This window comes from Rhodococcus sp. NPDC079359 (assembly GCF_040702585.1).
In the GTDB taxonomy this organism is placed as follows: Bacteria; Actinomycetota; Actinomycetes; order Mycobacteriales; family Mycobacteriaceae; genus Rhodococcoides.
This window is the reverse complement of record NZ_JBFBLH010000013.1, coordinates 98,876-119,281: the sequence shown is the minus strand read 5'-3', so window position 1 is coordinate 119,281 and position 20,406 is coordinate 98,876. Positions and strand designations below refer to the sequence as shown.

Sequence of the window (20,406 nt, the reverse complement as noted above, 5' to 3'; positions counted from 1 at the left end):
CAGGCCGGACACGACCCATAACGATACCCGGCGGCGCGGCCTCGGGTCAAAACACCCTTCGCCCTGATACGCAACCTATCTGCTCAGGTTGAGTGTGAGGTCGGCCAGCTTCGCCGCGGCCTGGCACGGATCGGGGTGGGCGGCACCGGGCTGGTATTGCACCCACCACCCGAAGATGCCGTCCCGATCCGCCCCGGCCGAGACTCCGCACGAATCGGGATCGTTCGGACGCTGAGCCTGGATTGCCTTGCGGCCCTGCACCGTTGTGTCGGTGACGGTGTACATCATCTTTTCCTCGGCGGCCCGCTCGGCGGCCAGAGTGCCGGATTCGAACCAGTTGAACGTCACCTTCACCGTGCCCGCGGAGCCGACGAGATCCCACCGACAGATGGCCCCGAAGAAGCCGCGTTCGATGGCGTCGGCTCCGGTGGTCTCGGCGATCTGGTCGTCGGAGACGGCATCGCACTCGGTCAACAATTCGGTGAATTCTTGGCCACCGGAGCCTGCGAAGCTCGCCGGTCTCGCAGTTCCCTCGACGGTCTGGGCGCACCCGGCGACGAGTAACAGGGTCGACGCCGCCGCGACCACTCGTCTGCGCGTCATTGCTTGCGCTCCACGGTCAGAGTCGCGAGTTCGTTTCCGACGTCGCACGGCGGGCGCGCGGCCGGTCCGAGGGAGTACGTGATCGACCAGTGGAAGAAGTCGTCGCCGAACTGCACGCCTATTTCGCACAGAGTGTCCTGCTCGGCCTCGAACCCCGGGTTGCCGTCGATCTCGATGTCTTTCGCCGGACGGCCGATCAGCTCGGAACCGGCGCGCTCGCGTCCGATAGGGCTGCCGCGGTACCAGGAGAAGCTGACGCCCGGTCCGCCGAACCCCGTGGTCTCCCACTGGCACCCGACGGAATTACGGGTGATCTGCGCGAACGGGCCCGCTCCGAACGCGGACTGCACCTCGGCGTCGGTGATCGATCCGCACTCACCGAAGAAGGGACCCGACTCGTACACCGTGGTCGTCGGGGCAGTCTCTTGCGGCGATGCAGCGTCGTCCTCCGCACCGCCGCACCCGGCGATCAGCACGGCTGTTGCCGTCACGACCATCGCGAACCGTCTCGTCATCTGCTACGGGGCCGAGAATCCGCCGACGCCGGGAATGTCGAACACGATTCCGGAGGCAAGGACGTGCGCGGTGAACAGGACCGGGCCGCTGCCGGTATCGGCGACGACCGGTCCCGCGGGCTCGAACACGCCGTTTCCCTGCCGGCAGATCGGTGCGTTGACCGACCCGGTGCGTCCGTTGGCGATATTGACGAAGTCGACCTGCAGGCTGGCGAAGTTCTGGTACGACGTGCAGATCCGCGGATCGGCGGCACGGCCCCAGATGTGGGTCAGTCCCGGCGTCTCGGTACTGGCGACCTCGATCGTGCCGATCCACTGGTCCGGAACGATGAGTCCGCCGACGGTGACCCCGAGGTTGGGAATCTGCAGAACGGGGACGGGAACCGGTCCGGGCGGGGGTGCAGGCGCGTTCTCGGCGGGTGCAGGCGGCGCATCGGCAGGCGGTTGCGCCTGTGCGACCGGCGCGAGGGCCATGGCGCCCACAGCCGCGAATGCGGCTGCGAGGAGACCGAATCGAGTCCGACGAGCCATACCTGTGTGTCTCCTGATCCTTTGGAAGCGAGTCGCCATACGTTACCGCGAAGCCGCGAGCTTCCGGCCCTGGACGTAGACGCCGACGATCGCGGGCTCGCGCATCGACATCAGCAGAGCGAACAGGGTCTGGTCTCGGGCGAGCTCGGCATCGTCGGCACGGACGCCGTGGTCGATCGCCGCCGCCAACTGCGGCCATGCGGACGGATCGACCACCACGAAGTCGGCTTCCTTGCCCGCGTCGAAGTTGCCGATTCGGCTATCCATGTCCAGCGCTCGTGCCCCCGCGAGGGTTCCGGTGAACAGCAATTCAGCGGGATGCAGGGACAGTCCTGCGTCACCGGCCTCGGAGATGTGCACCTTGAACGCGTCGGCGAGGACCTGCGGCAGCAGCCATTCGTCACCACCGCCGAAGTCCGACCCGATGGCGATGTTCACTCCCGCGGCAACGGTCCGCAGCCACGGCATGGTGCCCGAGCCCAGGAACTGCTGCGAGGTGGGACAGTGCGCGATGGACGTGCCGGTCTCTGCCATTCGCGCGAGTTCGACGTCCTGACAGTGCACCGCGTGGGCCAGGACGGTGCGCGGGCCCAGGAAGCTCTTCCCACCGACCTGCGAGCCCGGCAGAAACTTGCCGTCGTAGGTGTCGAGGTACGTCTCCACCCCGTAGGCATTCTTGGTGGCGTCGATCTCGCCGGTCCCCGGCCGGTTGTTCTCGTTGAGGTGTGTGTGGAAGTAGACACCTCGGGCCCGCACGGAATCGTAGAGCTCGCCGAGGTTCTTCAGCGTCTGCGTCGTCACCGAGAGCGAGAACCGCGGTACGACGGCCACGTGCAGCAGTGCCGTGTCGACATCGCCGGTGTCGGCTGCGTGCCACTTCTCGATCTCCTCGGACACCAGTCGGATGGCCTCGTCCTCACCGGTGATCAATGCCTGCGCCGACGCCGGGCCGGTGGTCTGGACCCCGCGGCCGCTGACGATGCGTAGCCCGTGCTTCTCGGTCTCGGCGAACAGCGAGTCCTGCGCATGCGGGAACGCCGATCCGAACACCATCGCCTGTGTGGTTCCGGCCCGGATTCGCGCAGCACAGAAATCTCTGGCCGCAGCGGCAGCGAACTCGGGATCGGCGAAGCGGGACTCGGACGGAAAGATGCACGTGTTCAGCCACTCGAGCAGTTGCCCGCCGCCGTAGGAATCCCCGGCGTAGGTCTGCGGGAAGTGAATGTGGGTGTCGACGAATCCCGGAAGCAGAAACCCGGGCCGATGGTCGGCAACCGTATGCTGCGCGAATTCGGTTGGGAGCGAATCGAACTCTCCGCAGAACTCGATGATGCCATCGTCGCCGACCACGAGGGCACCGTCGGGAATCGAGACCAGCGCGGCGGCGGCGGCGAGCACCGTGGGCGAGCCGGCGACGTGAAAGATGTGGCCGCGGTGCACGCGCGCGATTTCGGAAGTCACCCGCCAGACTCAAGCACACGTCGATCGGAACTGCAGATCGTGCGGCTCTCTACTGCGCTACCGCTCCCGCGGCGGACAGCCGCGCGTTCAACGACGCATCCAACACCTCTGCCCACGAGCGCACGACCTCGGCACGTCGTCGTGCGTCGTCGGTCAGCACATCGGCCAGACCCAGACCGCGGGCAAGGTCGAGGGTTGCCTGAACGAGACGGTGGGTGACGGGATCGTTGTCGTCGACCCCGAGGTTCTCGACGGCCATCTTGTGGGCCCGACGACCGAACCGTTCTTCGAGAGGAACGATCCGATCGCGCAACTCGGGGTCGGCCGAGGCCGCGGTCCAGACCTGGAGTGCCGCTTTGAACATCGGCCCGGTGTAGTACTCGACGAGCCGCTCCACCACCAGTGTCGTCCGGCCGGGGCCCGCCGGAATCTCCTGGGCCTCGCGGCGAGCGCTGTCCATCCGAGTGTCGAACATGTACTCGAGCGCTCCGGTGATCAGGTCCTCACGCGTCGGGAAATGATGCTGGGTCGCGCCGCGGGAGACGCCTGCACGTTCGGCGACCACGCCGACCGTCGTTGCCACCCAGCCCTGCTCGGCGAGCGAATCGATGGTCGCCTCGAGCAGTCGCTGACGCGTCACCCTACTGCGGTCCTGCTTGGGTTCGCGCGCCATCACCATCGCCATACTCCCTACTACCGACCTGACTTCTCGGCCGCTCTACTTCTCGGCCGCCCAGGACGGGGGCCTTTTCTCCAGAAAGGACATCATCCCCTCTCGGGCCTCGTCGGATGCAAACAACCTGGCCGATTGTTCGGCGACGGCCGTCCCGCGCTCGTCCATCTCGCGCCTGATCGCGGCCGTGGTGAGGCGCTTCGACTCGGCCAGACCCTGCGGCGAACACTTCCTGAACATGATCATGTAGTCGGCCACCGCGGCTGCGGGAACGGCGTCGGCCACGGTGACCAGACCGATGGCCTCGGCCGTGGCCCCGTCGAACGTCTCCCCGGTGAGGAAGTAGCGACTCGCCGCGCGAGACGTCAGCCGCGGCAGCACGGCCACCGAGATGACCGACGCGGCCAGGCCCAGCCGAACCTCCGTCAACGCGAACGAGCTCTCGGGTCCGGCGACCGCGATGTCGCAGGCCGCGACGAGCCCCATCCCGCCTGCCCGCACATGTCCGTCGATCTTCACGACGACGGGTTTCGGGGTGTCGATGATCAGCCGCATCAGATCCAGCATCTGCCGCGTGCGAAGTTCCGGTGATGCTCCGGCTTCGCGGAGGTCTGCTCCGGCACAGAACGTGGTGCCGGTGTGGCCGAGCACGATCGTTCTGACGTCGTCGTCGTGCGCCGCAGCGATGAGTCCCGCGGTCAATTCTTCGACCAACACCGAGGACAGCGCGTTCCGGTTCTCCGGCGAATCCAACGTCAAATACGCTGTGTCCTTGCCCGACTCGACGAGTACGGCCATCAGTAGCTTCTCGGCAGGCCGAGCGAGTGCTGGCTCACGAAGTTCAGGATCATCTCCCGACTCACCGGTGCGACGCGGGCGATGCGAGCCGCCCCGAGCATCGCAGCCAGGCCGTACTCGCTGCTCAAGCCGGCACCGCCGTGGGTCTGGATCGCCTGATCCAGCGCCTTGATACTGGCCTCGGCCGCAGCGTATTTCGCCATGTTCGCCGCCTCGGCAGCACCGAAGTCGTCGCCGGAGTCGTAGAGCACCGCTGCCTTCTGCATCATCAGCTTGGCGAGCTCGAGTTCGATCTTGCACTGCGCCAACGGATGCGCGAGACCCTGATGCGCTCCGATCGGCGTCTTCCAGACGGTCCGCTCGTTGGCGTACTTCACGGCGGCGTCGATGGCGTAGCGGCCCATACCGACAGCCATCGCGGCACCGAGAATGCGCTCGGGGTTCAGCCCGGCGAACAGCTGCATCAGAGCGGCGTCGGCCTCTCCGACGAGCGCCTCGGCGGGAAGCCTGACGTCGTCGAGGAACAGTACGAACTGATGATCGGGCTCGACGATGTCCATTTCCATCTGCGTCTTCTGCAGACCCAGAGCGTCCGTGGGCACGATGAACAGCGCCGGCTTGAGCTTGCCGGTCTTCGAATCCTCGGTGCGTGCGACGATCAGGACCGCATCGGCCTGATCCACGCCGGAGATGTAGATCTTGTTGCCCTTAAGAATCCACTCGTCACCGTCACGACGCGCCGTGGTCGTGATCTGGTGCGAGTTGGAGCCGGCGTCGGGTTCGGTGATGCCGAAGACCATGATCTTGGACCCGTCGGCGAGCGCGGTGAGCCACTCCTGCTTCTGATCGGCCGTGCCGTACTTGCCGATGATGGTGCCGCAGATGGCCGGGCTGACGACGACCAGCAGCAGACCGGCGCCGTGCGCGGCCAACTCCTCCTGCACGAGCGCGAGTTCGTAGATGCCCGCGCCACCGCCGCCGTACTCCTCGGGCAGGTTGACGCCGAGGAAGCCGAGCTTCCCAGCCTCGTTCCACAGTTCGGTCAGCGGCTCACCCTTGCGCGCCTTCGGCAGGACGTAGTCGATGTAGTTGTAGCGCTTGCCGAGTGACGAGACTGCGTTGCGCAGACCCTTCTGCTCTTCGGTTTCGATGAAACTCATGATTGCTCCACTCCCTCTTCGGTGACGGCTTCTTCGGTGACAACGGCGAGAACTGCACCGACTTCGACTTGCTGGCCTTCCACTACGTTCAATTCGGTGAGCACACCGTCGGCGGGCGCGGTGACCGTGTGTTCCATCTTCATCGCCTCCAGCCACAGGATGGGCTGACCGGCGGTGACGGTATCGCCCTGCGCAGCAGCGATTCTGATGACACTGCCGGGCATCGGTGCGAGCAACGAACCGGCCGCGACCTCGTCGGTGGGGTCGGTGAACCGCGGGGCCTTGATCAACCTGACCGGACCGAGCGCGGAATCGACGAAGACGTCCGAACCGTAGCTGCTCACCTGGAAGATACGACGAATTCCGTTGTCGTCGAGCGTCACCCGCGTCGGGGTGTGCTCAATCAGTTCGACGCCCTCCACCGAGGAGGTGAGTCCGCTGCGTCCGATCGAGTATTCGACGGTGATGTCGTTGTACGTCTTGCGCTGTGGTTGGGACCGGAGATTGCGCCAGCCGCCGGGCAGTCCCCGGTTCACTCGCGCCCGCGCGGTGTTGTTCGCTGCGTCGGCCAAGGCAGCCGCGAGAGCCGACAGTTCCTCGGCCCGGCCGTGTGCGATCGGCTGAGCCAGGACATCGAGCCCGTGCGTGTCGAAGAAGGCCGTGTCGGTATCCCCGGCCAGGAACGCCGGATGCCGCAGGATGTTGACCAGTAGATCGCGGTTGGTCTTCAGGCCGTGAACGGTGGCCTTGTGCAACGCTTTCGCCAGTAGATTCGCAGCCTGATCCCGCGTCGGCGCGAACGAGATGACCTTCGCGAGCATCGGGTCGTAATGAGTTCCCACCGCACTGCCGGTCTCGACGCCGGAATCCACCCTGATGCCGGCCTTGGTCAGCACCTCGAACTGCGCACCGGGGATCTCGAATCGGTGCACGGCACCGCTCTGTGGCTGCCAGTCCTGGGCCGGATCCTCCGCGTAGAGGCGAACTTCGATGGAGTGTCCACGTGTCTCGGGCTGCTCGGCGGGCAACCGCTCCCCCGCGGCGACCCTGATCTGCAGCGCCACCAGGTCGAGTCCCGTCGTGCATTCGGTGACCGGGTGCTCGACCTGCAGACGGGTGTTCATCTCGAGGAAGAAGAAGTTGCCCTTCTCGTCGGCGAGGAATTCGACGGTGCCCGCACCCTCGTAGCCGATGGCCTCGGTGGCCAGCGTCGCCGCATGGAAGAGCTTCTCGCGCATGCCGTCGATGCGTTCGACGAGCGGCGACGGTGCCTCCTCGACGACCTTCTGATGCCTGCGTTGGATCGAGCACTCGCGCTCGCCCACCGTCCACACCGTGCCGAATCTGTCGGCCATGACCTGCACTTCGATGTGCCGACCGGTTTCGATGTACCGCTCGACGAACACCGTTCCGTCACCGAACGCCGAGAGTGCCTCGCGTCCAGCGGCTTCGAGCTCGGAATCCAGGTTCTCGAGATCGCGCACGATGCGCATGCCGCGCCCACCGCCACCCGCGGATGCTTTGATCAGTACCGGAAGCTCGTTCTCGGTGACCGACTCGGGATCGAGCTGGGTCAGCACCGGCACGCCGGCGTCGGCCATCATCTTCTTGGACTCGACCTTCGAGCCCATCAATTCGATGGCCTTGACGGGCGGCCCGATCCACGTCAGGCCGGCGTTCTGCACCTGTTGCGCGAAATCGGCGTTCTCGGAGAGGAATCCGTATCCCGGATGCACGGCGTCGGCTCCGGCGGCCGCCGCTGCGGCGATGACGAGCTCGCCGCGCAGGTACGTCTCGGCCGAACTGTTTCCGGGTAGCCGCACTGCCGAATCGGCCTCGCGCACGTGCGGGGAGTTCGCGTCGGCGTCGGAGAACACCGCGACAGTGTCGATGCCTTCGGCGCGACAGGTGGTGAAGACGCGGCGGGCAATTTCGCCGCGGTTGGCTACGAGGACGGAGGCTACGGTCATGGCGTCACATCCGGAAGACACCGAAGTTGGCGGTGCCTTCGATCGGGGCGGTGGCGATGGCCGACAGGCACATTCCCACCACCGTGCGGGTATCACGGGGGTCGATGACGCCGTCGTCGTAGAGGCGTCCGGAGAGGAACATCGGAATCGACTCGGCCTCGATCTGGCCTTCGATCATCGCGCGCATTCCGGCATCTGCTTCGGCATCGAAGGCTTGTCCGCGAGCTTCGGCGGCGGCGCGTCCGACGATGGAGATGACACCGGCGAGCTGCGCGCCGCCCATGACAGCGGATTTGCTGGACGGCCAGGCGAAGAGGAATCGCGGATCGAAGGCGCGTCCGCACATGCCGTAGTGGCCGGCACCGTAGGAGGCACCGAGCAGGATCGAGATGTGCGGCACTTTCGAGTTGGACACGGCGTTGATCATCATCGAACCGTGTTTGATCATCCCGCCCTCCTCGTATTCCTTGCCGACCATGTATCCGGTGGTGTTGTGCAGGAACAGGAGTGGGGTGTTCGAGCGGTTCGCTAGTTGGATGAACTGCGTCGCCTTCTGCGATTCCTCGCTGAACAACACACCGCGGGCATTGGCGAGGATGCCGATCGGATATCCGTGCAGCTCGGCCCAGCCGGTGACGAGAGAACCGCCGTACATGGGCTTGAACTCGTCGAAATCGGAACCGTCGACGATGCGGGCGATGACCTCGCGTGGGTCGAACGGGATCTTCAGATCTGTGGGGACGATGCCGAGCAGGTCCTCGGGATCGGCCAGCGGCTCGATGACCTCGGCGCGCGGCTCGGGGCCCTTCTTCTTCCAGTTCAGCCGGGAAACGATGCTGCGCCCGATGCGGATGGCGTCCTGCTCGTCGACGGCGAAGTAGTCTGCGAGGCCGGACTTTCGGGCGTGCATCTCGGCACCGCCGAGCGATTCGTCGTCCGAGTCCTCGCCGGTCGCCATCTTGACCAACGGTGGTCCGGCGAGGAACACCTTGGAGCGTTCCTTGACCATGACGACGTGATCGGACATGCCGGGGATGTACGCGCCACCTGCGGTGGAGTTACCGAACACCAGCGCGATCGTCGGGATGCCCGCCGCCGAGAGCTGCGTCAGATCACGGAACATGCGACCGCCGGGGATGAACACCTCCTTCTGCGTCGGTAGATCGGCTCCACCGGACTCGACCAAGGAGATCACCGGAAGCCGGTTCTGCGTGGCGATGTCGTTGCCGCGGAACCCCTTCTTCAGCGTCCACGGGTTGCTCGCCCCGCCGCGGACAGTCGGGTCGTTGGCGACGATGAGGCATTCGACGCCACACACCACGCCGATACCCATGACGGTGCTGGCTCCGACGGGAAAGTCGCTGCCCCAGGCCGCGAGTGGGCACAGTTCGAGGAAGGCCGAGTCCTCGTCGATCAGCAGTTCGATGCGTTCGCGGGCAAGAAGCTTGCCACGCTTCTTGTGTCGCTCGACGTACTTCTGACCGCCACCGAGCAGAGCCTTCGAGTGCTCGGCCTCGATCTCGCCGAGTTTGGTGTTCATGGCCTCGACGCTCCCCGCGTACTGCTCCGATGCGGTGTCGAGGGTGGACTTGAGCACGCTCATGCCTGGTACCCCAATCGTTTTGCAGCCAGCCCGGTGAGGATCTCGGTCGTCCCGCCGCCGATGCCGAGGATGCGCATGTCGCGGTACTGCCGCTCGACCTCGCTCTCGCGCATGTAGCCGAGCCCGCCGAAGAGCTGCACCGCTTGATTGGCGACCCACTCTCCGGACTCGACGGCGGTGTTCTTGGCGAAGCAGACTTCTGCGATGAAGTCGCTGTCCTCCAGCATGGACCGTTCGGCGATACTGCGGGTATAGACGCGGGCGATGTCGATCTTGCGGGCCATCTCGGTGACGGTGTTCTGTACGGATTGCCGTGCAATGAGCGGCTTTCCGAAGGTCTCCCGATCACGGACCCACTGCAGCGTCAGATCGAGGCACCGCTGCGCGCTGGCGTAGGCCTGCGCGGCGAGGGCGATGCGCTCGGTGAGAAACGCCTGCGCGATCTGCGCGAAGCCACTGTTCTCGGCACCGACGAGGTTGGCAACCGGGACGCGGGCGTCGACGAACGAGAGCTCCGCGGTATCGGATGCGCGCCAGCCCATCTTGTCGAGCTTGCTGGTGACCTCGAACCCTGGCGTGCCCTTCTCGATGACGAGCAGCGAGACGCCCGCTGCGCCCTCGCTTCCGGTCCGCACCGCGGTGACGATGAAATCTGCTCGGCACCCCGAGGTGATGTACGTCTTCGAGCCGTTGACGACGTAGTGATCGCCGTCCTTGACGGCCTTCGTCCTGAGGTGCCCGACGTCGGAACCGCCACCCGGTTCGGTGATGGCGAGCGAGCCGATCTTCTCCCCCGCCAGCGTGGGCCGCACCCACTTCTCGATCTGGTCGGCGTCGCCCGCAGCCACCAAGTGCGGCAACGCAATTCCACTGGTGAACAGCGATGCGAACAGTCCACCCGACGCACCGGCCTGGTGCATCTCCTCACAGATCACGACGGCGTCGGCCAGATCTCCACCATCGCCGCCGACCTCCTCGGGAAAGCCTGCTCCGATCAGTCCGAGAGCCGCTGCCTTCTTGTGCAGCTCACGCGGAATCTCGCCGTCGGTCTCCCACTGATTCATGTGCGGAGCGATGTCCTGCTCCACGAAACTGCGGACGGTCTTGCGCAGCTGCTGACGCTCCGGCGTCGTCCAGATACTCATTCGAGTTCTACTTTCTTGTCGGGTCGTTCCGCAGGCTCCACTCCCGCGTAAGCGAGTGTTTCCGGGATGTCGATGTGCCGCGACCGCAGCCATTCACCCAGTCCCTTGGCCTGTGGATCGAATCGGGCCTGCGAGGCGACGCCTTGGCCGAGGATGCCCTCGATGACGAAGTTCACGGCCCGCAGATTGGGCAGGACATGACGCGTGACGGTGAGCGGCTCGGCCTCGGGCAGCATCTGCTTCAGAGTCTCGACCGTCAATGCGTGCGCCAGCCAGGAGAATTCGTCGTCGGTGCGGACCCAGACCCCGACGTTGGCGTTGCCGCCCTTGTCGCCGCTTCGAGCCGCTGCGATGGTTCCGAGTGGAAGGCGAATGGTCGCCTCGGCTGCTCTGGGCGCAGGCAGCTCCGGTTCTTCCACGGGCTCCAGTACCTGCGTCTCGGTCGAAGGAGCGATGGTGGACTCGGTGCCATCGGCCAGGTGCGCGACGTGCGGCACCTCGGCCGCGTCGACGAAGCCGGCGGTGAACACTCCGTAGGGCGCACCGTTTCCGGGTGGGGCGGTGACCGAGAATCCGGGATAGCTGGCCAGTGCCAGTTCGACTGCTACGGCGGAGAACTGACGTCCGACGGCATCGGGATTGCTGTCGCGGGCAACGCAGCGCAGCAGGGCGCTGGCCGTCTCCTCGGTCTCGGCGTCGGGCTTGTCGGTGCGCACCAGGGTCCAGTCGAGCTCGGTGGGGCGGGCCGTGAGCCAGGACTCGAATTGCCGTTGTGCCAGTGCTGCTTTGGCTTCGATATCGAGGCCGGTGAGCACCATCGTGAATTCGTTGCGGAACCCGCCGAGTGCGTTGAGCGAGACCTTGTAGGTGGGCGGTGGAGCTTCGCCGGTGACGCCGGTGATGGACACTCGATCGCTGGACTCCTGCGCCAGGATCGCGGAATCTATCCGCGCGGTGACGTCAGGGTTTGCGTACCGCCCGCCGGTGATTTCGTACAGCAGCTGAGCGGTGACGGTGCCGACGCTGACGGCACCGCCGGTGCCCTCGTGCTTGGTGATGACGGACGAACCGTCGGACTCGATCTCGGCGATGGGGAATCCGGGCCTGGACATGTCTGCGATTTCGGTGAAGAACGAGTAGTTGCCACCCGTCGCCTGCGTTCCGCATTCGATGACATGTCCGGCGATCACGGCCCCGGCCAACGCGTCGTAATCGGTGGGTGCCCAACCGAAGTGGGCCGCGGCCGGTCCGACGATCACGCTGGCGTCGGTGACGCGCCCGGTGACCACAACGTCGGCACCGGAGTTCAGGCATTCGACGATGCCCCACGCGCCGAGGTAGGCATTTGCGGTCAGCGGGTTGCCGAGGCCGAGTTCGGCAGCTCGGCCGAGGAGGTCGTCGCCGTCGACGTAGGCGATCTTCGCGCCGGAGTCCAACTTTTCCAGTGCCTCTGCCAGTCCTCGGGGATTGAGCCCACCGGCGTTGGCGACGATCTTGACACCCTTGTCCAGCGCCAGTCCCAGGCAGTCCTCTGCCTGCCGCAGAAAGGTTTTGGCGTAGCCACGGGTCGCGTCCTTCATCCGATCGCGGCCGAGAATGAGCATCGTCAGCTCGGCCAGGTAATCGCCGGTGAGATAATCGAGTTCGCCGCCCTCGAGCATCTCTCGCATGGCGGAGAGGCGGTCTCCGTAGAAGCCCGAACAGTTGCCGATCCGTACCGTCATGCTTGCTCTCGTCCTGCTCTGTCTCGTCCTGCTCCGGGAGGGCCTGCGAAGGCTTGGGCGATGGTGAGCCAGTGCGCGGCGTCGGTTCCCTCGGCATGAACGGCGAGGTCGTCGCGGTGGGCGCGCTGGGTGACGAGGAGGCAGAAGTCCAGGGCCGGACCACTCACTCGTTGGGTGGCGTTCTCGGGTCCCCAGGTCCAGAGCTCTCCCGAGGGTGCGGTGAGTTCGATCCGGAACGGTTCGGCGGGAGGGGTTTGCTCGTTGATCGCGTAGGCGAAATCCCTTGTGCGGACGCCTATGTGTGCGACGCCGCGGATTCGGTCGGTGGCAACGCGGGTGACGCCCACCGCGTCGGCGACATCCTGACCGTGCGCCCAGGTCTCCATCAGACGCGCCGTGGCCATGGACGCCGCACTCATCGGGGGTCCGAACCAGTCGATCTTGGCCCCCGCCGGAACCTGTGTGAGCGCCTCGGTCATGGCACGGCGTCGAGTACGCCAGGTGCTCAGTAGTTCGAGATCACGCGATTCCTCCTCGGCCGCCTCGTCGACGAAGCCGGTGGGGTTCTCCCATGCCTTCTTCAGAACGAGAGCGAACTCCTCCTTGGCCTCGACATCGCCGGATGCTCCGGACGTGGTCCGCTCCGCGACGTGATCGGTCCAGGAGAGGTGCGCGATCTGGTGCGCGACGGTCCACCCCGCGGCCGGTGTCGGTGCCGCCCATTGTTCGGGGGTCAGCTCGGCCACGAGTGCATCGAGGTCGTTGCCCTCGGCGCGTAGGTCGTCGACGAGAGAGTCGAGGTCTGCCATGAGCCCAGCTTCACAGGAGGTCCTGAAAAAAGCAAGCACGCCTGCTTGTTAATTCGTAACCTCGCGTTCGCTTGCTATCCCTACGGTGACGAGCGTGAGCATGTCGAGACTCGTGGCCGTCACCGTTACCCTCGCCGTCATGGCCGCCGGTTGTTCCTCTATGAAGCCAACCGCCACAGACCCGGCCCCCGACGAACCGTCGAGCATTCGGGTGGCGACGTTCAATGCCAGCCTCAATCGGCCGGTGGCCGGGCAGCTGGTGACGGACCTGAGCGGAGAGGACGCCCAGGCCCGCGCGGTCGCCGATGTGATCGCAGCGAATTCAACGGATGTGTTGCTGGTCAACGAGTTCGACTACTCAGGCCAGGACGCGGTGACATTGTTCAACGACAACTACCTCGACGGGCAGTACCCGTACTCCTTCACTGCGCCCGTCAACACCGGAGTCGACTCGGGCCTCGATCTGGACAAAGACGGCGAGCTGGGCGGCCCGGGTGATGCCTGGGGATTCGGGCAGTTCCCGGGCCAGTACGGGATGGTCGTGTACTCGAAGTTTCCGATCCTCACGGATTCGGTACGTACGTTCCAGAACTTCCTGTGGAAGGACATGCCGGATTCGCTGCTACCGCGCGACTACTACGGAGAGGTGGCCGACGCGCTTCGACTGTCCAGCAAGGCCCATTGGGACGTGCCGATCGACGTGAACGGGAAGACGCTACATGTGTTGGCGTCCCACCCCACTCCCCCGTCCTTCGACGGACCCGAAGACCGCAACGGTAAGCGCAACCACGACGAGATCAGGCTCAGTGCCGATTACATCTCGGGTGCGGACTACCTGTACGACGACAACGGTGTGCGCGGCGGGCTGGAGGACGGAGCATCGTTCGTCATGCTGGGCGATCAGAACAGCGATCCGGTCGACGGAGATTCGGTGGCCGGTGCCATCGCGCAGGTTCTCGACCTTCCGCGGGTGCAGGATCCGGCACCCGGCTCGGCCGAACATGGCACGGACACAGCAGATTTCGCCGACCCTACGCCCGGTGACCTGCGCGTCGACTACGTACTGCCGTCGGACGATCTGACGGTGATCGACTCCGCCGTCCACTGGCCCTCGGGCACCGAGCACCCGTCGGACCACCGACTGGTGTGGGTAGACCTCGAAATATGATGGGCGAGTGACCGATCTACCGATTGTCGAATTCGCGTACCCCGGACCGCTGCGGGACAGACTTGTTGCGGCCGTGCTGTCCGGTGAGAAGACCAGCACAGCGAGCCTGTTGATTCAGTACACCGAAGAGGAGCTTCCGAGGGTCGGTGAACGCGGCGCGGTGGTGGATTCGGCCGGAGTCGTGGTGGGAGTCATCGAAACCACGGGTGTCGATATCGTTGCGCTGAAGGATGTTTCGCTCCAACATGCCCTCGACGAGGGTGAGGGATACATCGACGTGGCGCACTGGCGCGCCGGGCACGAAAGATTCTGGCACTCGCCCGAGGTTCGCGCGGAACTGGGCGATCCCGATTTCACCGTCGACGACGACACTCGAGTGGTGCTGGAGCGATTCATACTCGTTCCATAACGAGTTGGGCGGGGATCGATGCCACTGGCCAGCGCGAAGAGGTCGAAGAGACCGAGAGCTCGGGTTCAGAATTTCGGTCGATTCAGCGAGATTCGCGGTGGAGACGGTGACGAACATCGGCATGCCCTACAGGCCGCACAGGGGCTCGGGTGCGACGGCATCAATCCTGGGAATCGATACCCGGGCTCACCTTGAAGGCGGGGTAATTCTGACTCATGATCACCCCGAAGCCTTCCGCGGCGTCGGAGTCGAACATTCTTGTCGGTGGCTGGGTGTATACGCCGCTTTAATCAATCCTTTTTCGGCACAATAGAATTGGGGTTGACGAACTTTGCATTCCGCCGTACCATCGAACGTCGTTCTACTTCTAGTCGGAACACGTGCCGGGGGGCGACTACACAGTGATCACATCCAGTTCGACGCGCAGTCGGTTCGCGGCCTATCTCGGGCCGCAATCGAAGCCGTACATCGACAGCACAGTGCTGGGCGAAATTCGAGACGTTGCGATTCTGGAGAATCAGGCGTGCGCTCGCAAGGTCGCTCTGGCCGCAGCTATCTGGGACTCGTGCATCCATCAGAACGTGCTCGTCGGTGATGTCATTCAGGACGCGGGCAACTATGCGGCGTCCGAAGTCGCACACGTTCTCGGTTGCTCGAAGACTGTTGCGAACACGTACGCCGAGGTTGGAATGGACCTCCGGCTTCGGCTTCCTACCGTCGCGGCCGCGTTCGAGGCCGGCGAACTCGATCTTCCTCGCGTCCGCGCGATATACCGCTGTACCCACAACCTGACGCAGGACGCGGCGACGGCCGTCCAAGGCGAGGTTCTGCACGCTGCTCAACGCCTGTCACCTGGTCCCCTGGCGACGGAAATCTGGTCGATCATGTACCGCATCGCGCCTGAGCAAGCCGCAGCTCTCCGCAAGGACTTGGAACGGCACACGAACGTCACGTACACCGACAAAGATGTGCTGTCGACGCTGAAGGCCGACCTCACCGCCGCCGACGCCGCAGCTGCCTGGCAGTTGATCAACGAGATGGCCGCTACCGTCTGCCGTCGAGATCCGCGAAACAAGGGGCAGAAGCGTGCCGCAGCGTATGTTGCTCTGCTGCAGCAGGAGTCGTCGATGGTCTGCATGTGCGAGCCCGATGACGAAAATCCGTGCACGGCCGATACTGTGCATCCTGATCGACGCGCCCCACTGACGGTGATCACCGTCGACCTCGCCACGCTCGCCGGTCTGCTGTCCAATCCTGCCCACCTTGCCGGCCACGGCCCCATCGATGCCGAGTACGCCCGTGAACTCGCCGACAACGCACACTGGCAGATCCTGCTCACCGAAGCCCGCGATCTGGCGGAGAAGCTCGGTTACGGCGAAGACCTGGAGTCACTGATCGACCTCGATACCGATACCGATACCGATACCGACAGTGGCGCAGGCACTGGGGACAAAGGTGCCGAGAGCAGAGCCGACAGCGGCGCAGGCACTGGTGACAAAGGTGCCGAGAGCAGAGCCGACAGCGGCGCAGGCACTGGTGACAAAGGTGCCGAGAGCAGAGCCGACAGCGGCACCGGCACCGGCACCGGCAGGACGAACGACAGCAGATCTAATAGTGGCCGGAAGAAGCCCAGAGCATCCAAGGTAGGCAAGTCGAGAAACAGCAGGTCCAAGGGCAGCACCTCACATCTGGTGTTTCATCCGCTGGGGCGTGGTCGTCGCCGTGTCGGCGGCATTGTTCCTCGGCACCCGCGGGCGCCGAAGTCCGCACAACCACCACGGAACAGCTGTGTCGCCACTCCGTATCGCGGTACTTACACTTTCGTTGCCGAACTCGAAGCAGCGATCGCATCGGATCCAGCTCTCGGGATCGCGCTGTACCCGGACGGGCACGACGGTCTCGAGCTGCCGCCACCCGGAGCCCTCATCTATCGCCCGACTGTCGCACTGGCGGAACGTATTCGGTATCGCGATCGCACCTGCCGACATCCGGGTTGCGATGTCCCGGCCCAGCAGTGCGAGATCGACCACATCGTCCCGTACTTCCATCGCGATCCCGAGTCCGGTGGCTGGACCATCGACACCAACCTGCACTGCCTGTGCCGCTACCACCACAGCCTCAAGACCATGGGTCTGTGGACCCCGGTGATGCTCGCCATTGGCGTCGAGTTCTGGGTCTCGAATGCCGGCACTTCAGCGGTTACGGTTCCCGGCACCACGCAACTCGCAGACCTGAGCCACCTGCCCGCCGTCTATCGCAGGCCTAAAGGTCAAGCGATACAGTCGGATACGTCGAGCCTGGAGATCATACAGCCGCTGCCCGCGCCGGTACCTACCTCAGCATCGGACGATGATCCTCCGCCTTTCTGATGAATCTCGGGTCGGTACACAGAAGTTCCACCGCAGTCGAAGTGTCTGCGGTGGAACAACTGTGCCTTCTCAATGTGGCTGTGTTCGGTGTCAGCCTGTGTAAGTGCTGAGGTCGTACACCGTCGCGCTGCCGACCGCGATGAAGTTCACCTCGACCCATTCCGTGTCTGCGCCGGTCGGACCTGGTGTCGGGATAGATCTACTGTGTGCCCTGGCGATAGTCAGGATCGCCTCGGTGGAGCAGTGGCGGCCGAGTCACTCGGGTCAAACAGGTTAAGCAAGAGCTACTTTCACTCCGCTGGAGAACATCGAGTCATGTAGCTGCAGCGTGGCGGGAGCGGTTCCTGGTGGCACGTCGAATGCGACCTTCACGTCTATCGAATTGCCGGGATTGATCTCACCCAATACGGCGACCTCGGTGTTCATGTACATACCGGCCTCGCTGGATGCCCCATACTCGCGGCCCTGCGCATCGATCATCTTCTGGTTGTCGCCGAAGTAGCTCTGTGGCTTGTCTCCGATGTTCTTCACTCGCATCGTGACGACGATGAACTCGCCCTGCGCGTCCGCGGTCATGTAGGGGTTGTCGGTTGGGTCGCTCACCGTCTTCGCGCTGGCGACAGTGGTGACTTGGAACTCGAACTTCCCGTCGCGGACCGCGCTCCCTGCGGATGCGATGTCCGAAGAGGACTCTGCCGGTGCGCCGGCACCGGAGCCCGTCGAGCCACTGTCGTCCGTTCCCGTCAAACTCACGACAATCACCAGAGCGACGAACACACCAAGCCCGATCAGCAGGCCCTTCCGCAACTTATGCGACTTCTTGGGCGGCTCAGGCGGCTGGCCGCCCCATTCATTGCCGTCCCAGTAGGATTGGCCGGGCCTTCCGCTCGGGTCGGGATAGAAGCCTGCGGGTGTTGCCGGTCTGGGTGTGGTCATGGCCGTTGATGCTTCGCTGACTCGCCGCTGCTTGCGAGGGTCCAAGGTCACTCATCGGCGCGACGTTTGCCACGTACCTCAGCACGGACATCTGGTCACGCCGTCCCGTGATGCGGTTCTGGCATGACCAGTACGGGCGCGATGTGCTTGGTGCCGTCGCCGTCTGGCACTCACCACAGCGTCGAGACGACAGGCCTGTGGATTCGATTCATGCTGGCAGGGGATGTCGTGTTCTGGATGTCCGTGCCGGCACCAATGCCCGGCGACGATCCGCCGGCCTTTCCGATTCCAACAAACGTTGCACACAGAAGTTCCACCGCAGTCGAAGTGTCTGCGGTGGAACAACTGTGACTTATGGGTGTCGCTCCGTTCGGTCGGTGTCAGCCTGTGTAGGTGCTGAGGTCGTACACCGTCGCGCTGCCGACCGTGGTGGCAGTGAAGTTCGCCTCGACCCATTCCTGGATCTGAGAGGACGTGCTCGCAGAGTCGCCGCCCATGCCGCCGCGCGCCATGCCCCCGCCCATTCCGCCCGAGACGTAGTACGTCACCTCATGATCGGCCACGTACTGAATGAACTCGTCGAGCGACGGCGCAGGATCTCCGCTCCACCCACCGATGGCCATCACCGCCGTGTCGGACGCCAACTCGTAATTCGCAGCCGACATCGAACCGTTCACTGCAGCAGACCATTTCGTGGTCGTCGACTCGAGCAGCGCAGCCAACTCCTCGTTGGACTCACCGCCCATGCCGCCCATGGCCATCCCGCCGCCCACGTTGGTGCCGGCAAAACCGGCCGGAAGATCCGCAGCATCAGCAGGCATGCCCGCATCACCGCCCGACACAGCATCGCCCGGCACAGCACCGCTTGGCATCGCGCCCGTCGGCATTCCACCACTGGCCATTCCATCGCTCGACATTCCGCCACTGGGCATTCCACCGCCTGGCATTCCGCCGGGACCGCCGTCGCTGACTGCACCGGTCGGACCTGCGGTGGGGACGGAACCACTGTGCGCATTGGTCGTCGTAGCGATGGCATACGACGCGCCGCCGCCGAGACCGGCCACGGCTCCGAGGATCAGCGCTGCCGCAGTGAGCTTTCGGTATCGCCCGGCCGCCAAGATCATCACGGCTGCAACGATGGTTCCCACCAACAGGATCCACTTCAATGCCGGCAGCCAGTCCGCGTTGCGATGCAACAGTACCCAACTCCAGACCCCGGCTGCGAGCATCATCGATGCCATACCGGCTCTGCCCCAGATCGATTCACGTCTGAGCCACAGTGCGTAACCACCGGTTCCGATCATCCCGGCAAGAGCCGGGGCGAGCGCGACGGTGTAGTACGGGTGGATGGTTCCGGACATATAGCTGAAGATCAACGCCGTCACCAGGAACCACCCGCCCCACAGAATCAGGGACGCACGCAGGAGGTCGGTTCGCGGCGCTCGGCCACGAGCGATCAACCCGAATACCAACGCCACCAGGGCCGCCGGGATCAGCCAGGAGATCTGAATCCCCATCTCGCTGCCGAACAGTCGGTCCAGACCGGTCGAGCCGCCGAAGCTGGACCCGGCTGCCCCGGCACTCATCCCCGCCGGAGCCTCCATGCCACCTCCGCCGCTGTTGCCGAAGATGCGGCCGAGCCCGTTGTACCCGAGCACCAGATCCATGACGGTGTTGTCGGTGGACCCACCGATGTACGGTCGGGCACTTTCCGGCCAGAGCTGGACCGTCACCACCCACCACCCGGCGGCGACCACAAGAGCGGCCGAGGCCCCGACCAGGTGCAACAATCTGGCTCGCAACTGAGCCTGTCCTGCAACGAGATACGTGAGACCGAACGCCGGCAACACCAGCAGCCCCTGCAGCATCTTCGTGAGGAACGCGAACCCCAGCGCCACGCCGGCAAAAGCGAGCCACATCGCGGCCCGCCTTCCGGCCGCTGTCTGCAGAGATCGCACGACGAAGTAGCCGCCGAGTGTCATGAGGAACACCAACAGCGCGTCGGGATTGTCGAAGTTGAACATCAAGGCCGCCGCCGGCACCGATGCCAGGGTGAAGCCGGCGAGCAAACCGGCCATGGGGTTCGCGACACGCTTGACCGCGGCATACACCGTCGCCACCGAGGCGACACCCATCAATGCCTGCGGCAACAGCAGACCGAAGCTCGAGAACCCGAACAGTCGGGCCGACAGACCCATGACCCACAGCGAGGCCGGCGGCTTGTCCACCGTGATGAAGTTCTCTGAGTCGAGGGATCCGAAGAACCACGCCGTCCAGTCCTTGGTACCGGCCTGCACCGCGGCGGCGTAGAACGTGTTCGCATAGCCGCTTGCCGTCGAATTCCACATGTACAGCGTTGCCGTGGCCGCGAGCAGAACCAGCAGACCGAGCAGGTGCCGGCGGCGATACCACCACTTGTTCTGCCAGGACGGCTGGCGGGCGTGCGACGGAGGCATCGCGGCCGGTCGGTCGAGTTGGGCAGTCATCGCACATCCTGTTCGTCGAAGTTGTCGACTACGAGAGTGTGCGATG

At 64.8% G+C, this 20,406-nt stretch carries 17 protein-coding genes; 3 read left to right on the top strand and 14 right to left on the bottom strand.

All coding sequences use genetic code 11. The annotated features are described in order from the left end of the window. Positions 1 to 75: 75 nt before the first annotated feature. The 12 genes from AB0362_RS23710 to AB0362_RS23655 all read right to left on the bottom strand — a co-directional run bounded on the left by AB0362_RS23710 (position 76) and on the right by AB0362_RS23655 (position 12,992). Positions 76 to 603 carry a DUF3558 domain-containing protein gene (locus AB0362_RS23710; protein ID WP_149407536.1) on the bottom strand — a complete coding sequence of 176 codons (528 nt, stop codon included), beginning with the start codon at positions 601 to 603 and terminating at the stop codon, positions 76 to 78. Further along, positions 600 to 1,118 carry a DUF3558 domain-containing protein gene (locus tag AB0362_RS23705; protein ID WP_317533330.1) on the bottom strand — a complete coding sequence of 173 codons (519 nt, stop codon included), beginning with the start codon at positions 1,116 to 1,118 and terminating at the stop codon, positions 600 to 602. The genes AB0362_RS23710 and AB0362_RS23705 overlap by 4 nt, the downstream gene beginning before the upstream one ends. Before the next feature lie 3 nt (positions 1,119 to 1,121). Beyond that, complete coding sequence (locus AB0362_RS23700) at positions 1,122 to 1,649, bottom strand: hypothetical protein (RefSeq protein WP_317533331.1); 528 nt, start codon at positions 1,647 to 1,649, stop codon at positions 1,122 to 1,124. A 42-nt stretch (positions 1,650 to 1,691) separates the two neighbouring features. Further along, positions 1,692 to 3,098 carry an amidohydrolase family protein gene (locus AB0362_RS23695; protein WP_317533369.1) on the bottom strand — a complete coding sequence of 469 codons (1,407 nt, stop codon included), beginning with the start codon at positions 3,096 to 3,098 and terminating at the stop codon, positions 1,692 to 1,694. A gap of 61 nt (positions 3,099 to 3,159) precedes the next feature. After that, the gene (locus AB0362_RS23690; protein ID WP_094641518.1) at positions 3,160 to 3,783 is read right to left on the bottom strand and encodes a TetR/AcrR family transcriptional regulator; all 624 of its coding nucleotides are present in this window, start codon (positions 3,781 to 3,783) and stop codon (positions 3,160 to 3,162) included. 45 nt (positions 3,784 to 3,828) lie between these two features. Next, complete coding sequence (locus AB0362_RS23685; RefSeq protein WP_317533332.1) at positions 3,829 to 4,581, bottom strand: enoyl-CoA hydratase family protein; 753 nt, start codon at positions 4,579 to 4,581, stop codon at positions 3,829 to 3,831. Beyond that, entirely contained in the window at positions 4,581 to 5,741 is a 1,161-nt protein-coding gene (locus AB0362_RS23680; RefSeq protein ID WP_317533333.1) for an acyl-CoA dehydrogenase family protein, read from the bottom strand. The genes AB0362_RS23685 and AB0362_RS23680 overlap by 1 nt, the downstream gene beginning before the upstream one ends. Then, positions 5,738 to 7,711: a biotin carboxylase N-terminal domain-containing protein gene (locus AB0362_RS23675; protein WP_317533334.1), complete on the bottom strand. Its 1,974-nt coding sequence runs from the start codon at positions 7,709 to 7,711 to the stop codon at positions 5,738 to 5,740. The genes AB0362_RS23680 and AB0362_RS23675 overlap by 4 nt, the downstream gene beginning before the upstream one ends. A 4-nt stretch (positions 7,712 to 7,715) precedes the next feature. Further along, positions 7,716 to 9,314, bottom strand: coding sequence for a carboxyl transferase domain-containing protein (locus tag AB0362_RS23670; RefSeq protein WP_300521721.1), 1,599 nt, complete (start codon positions 9,312 to 9,314; stop codon positions 7,716 to 7,718). Continuing rightward, positions 9,311 to 10,459, bottom strand: coding sequence for an acyl-CoA dehydrogenase family protein (locus AB0362_RS23665; protein WP_149407531.1), 1,149 nt, complete (start codon positions 10,457 to 10,459; stop codon positions 9,311 to 9,313). The genes AB0362_RS23670 and AB0362_RS23665 overlap by 4 nt, the downstream gene beginning before the upstream one ends. Further along, positions 10,456 to 12,183, bottom strand: a complete 1,728-nt coding sequence (locus tag AB0362_RS23660; RefSeq protein ID WP_317533335.1) for an acyclic terpene utilization AtuA family protein — start codon at positions 12,181 to 12,183, stop codon at positions 10,456 to 10,458. The genes AB0362_RS23665 and AB0362_RS23660 overlap by 4 nt, the downstream gene beginning before the upstream one ends. Then, positions 12,180 to 12,992, bottom strand: a complete 813-nt coding sequence (locus AB0362_RS23655) for a TIGR03084 family metal-binding protein (protein WP_317533336.1) — start codon at positions 12,990 to 12,992, stop codon at positions 12,180 to 12,182. The genes AB0362_RS23660 and AB0362_RS23655 overlap by 4 nt, the downstream gene beginning before the upstream one ends. A gap of 100 nt (positions 12,993 to 13,092) precedes the next feature. Between AB0362_RS23655 and AB0362_RS23650 the strand changes: the two genes are divergently transcribed. The 3 genes from AB0362_RS23650 to AB0362_RS23640 all read left to right on the top strand — a co-directional run bounded on the left by AB0362_RS23650 (position 13,093) and on the right by AB0362_RS23640 (position 16,938). After that, complete coding sequence (locus tag AB0362_RS23650) at positions 13,093 to 14,160, top strand: endonuclease/exonuclease/phosphatase family protein (RefSeq protein ID WP_317533370.1); 1,068 nt, start codon at positions 13,093 to 13,095, stop codon at positions 14,158 to 14,160. A 7-nt stretch (positions 14,161 to 14,167) separates the two neighbouring features. Further along, positions 14,168 to 14,569 carry an ASCH domain-containing protein gene (locus tag AB0362_RS23645; protein ID WP_317533337.1) on the top strand — a complete coding sequence of 134 codons (402 nt, stop codon included), beginning with the start codon at positions 14,168 to 14,170 and terminating at the stop codon, positions 14,567 to 14,569. Positions 14,570 to 14,970: 401 nt separating this feature from the next. Further along, the gene (locus tag AB0362_RS23640) at positions 14,971 to 16,938 is read left to right on the top strand and encodes a DUF222 domain-containing protein (RefSeq protein WP_366236163.1); all 1,968 of its coding nucleotides are present in this window, start codon (positions 14,971 to 14,973) and stop codon (positions 16,936 to 16,938) included. Between the two features lie 273 nt (positions 16,939 to 17,211). On the opposite strand, the gene AB0362_RS23635 is transcribed toward AB0362_RS23640, so the two are convergent. Further along, positions 17,212 to 17,874 (bottom strand): DUF4352 domain-containing protein, encoded by a 663-nt coding sequence (locus AB0362_RS23635; protein WP_317810694.1) that lies wholly within the window; start codon positions 17,872 to 17,874, stop codon positions 17,212 to 17,214. Positions 17,875 to 18,254: 380 nt separating this feature from the next. Continuing rightward, complete coding sequence (locus tag AB0362_RS23630) at positions 18,255 to 20,360, bottom strand: glycosyltransferase family 39 protein (RefSeq protein WP_317810695.1); 2,106 nt, start codon at positions 20,358 to 20,360, stop codon at positions 18,255 to 18,257. Positions 20,361 to 20,406 lie beyond the last annotated feature (46 nt).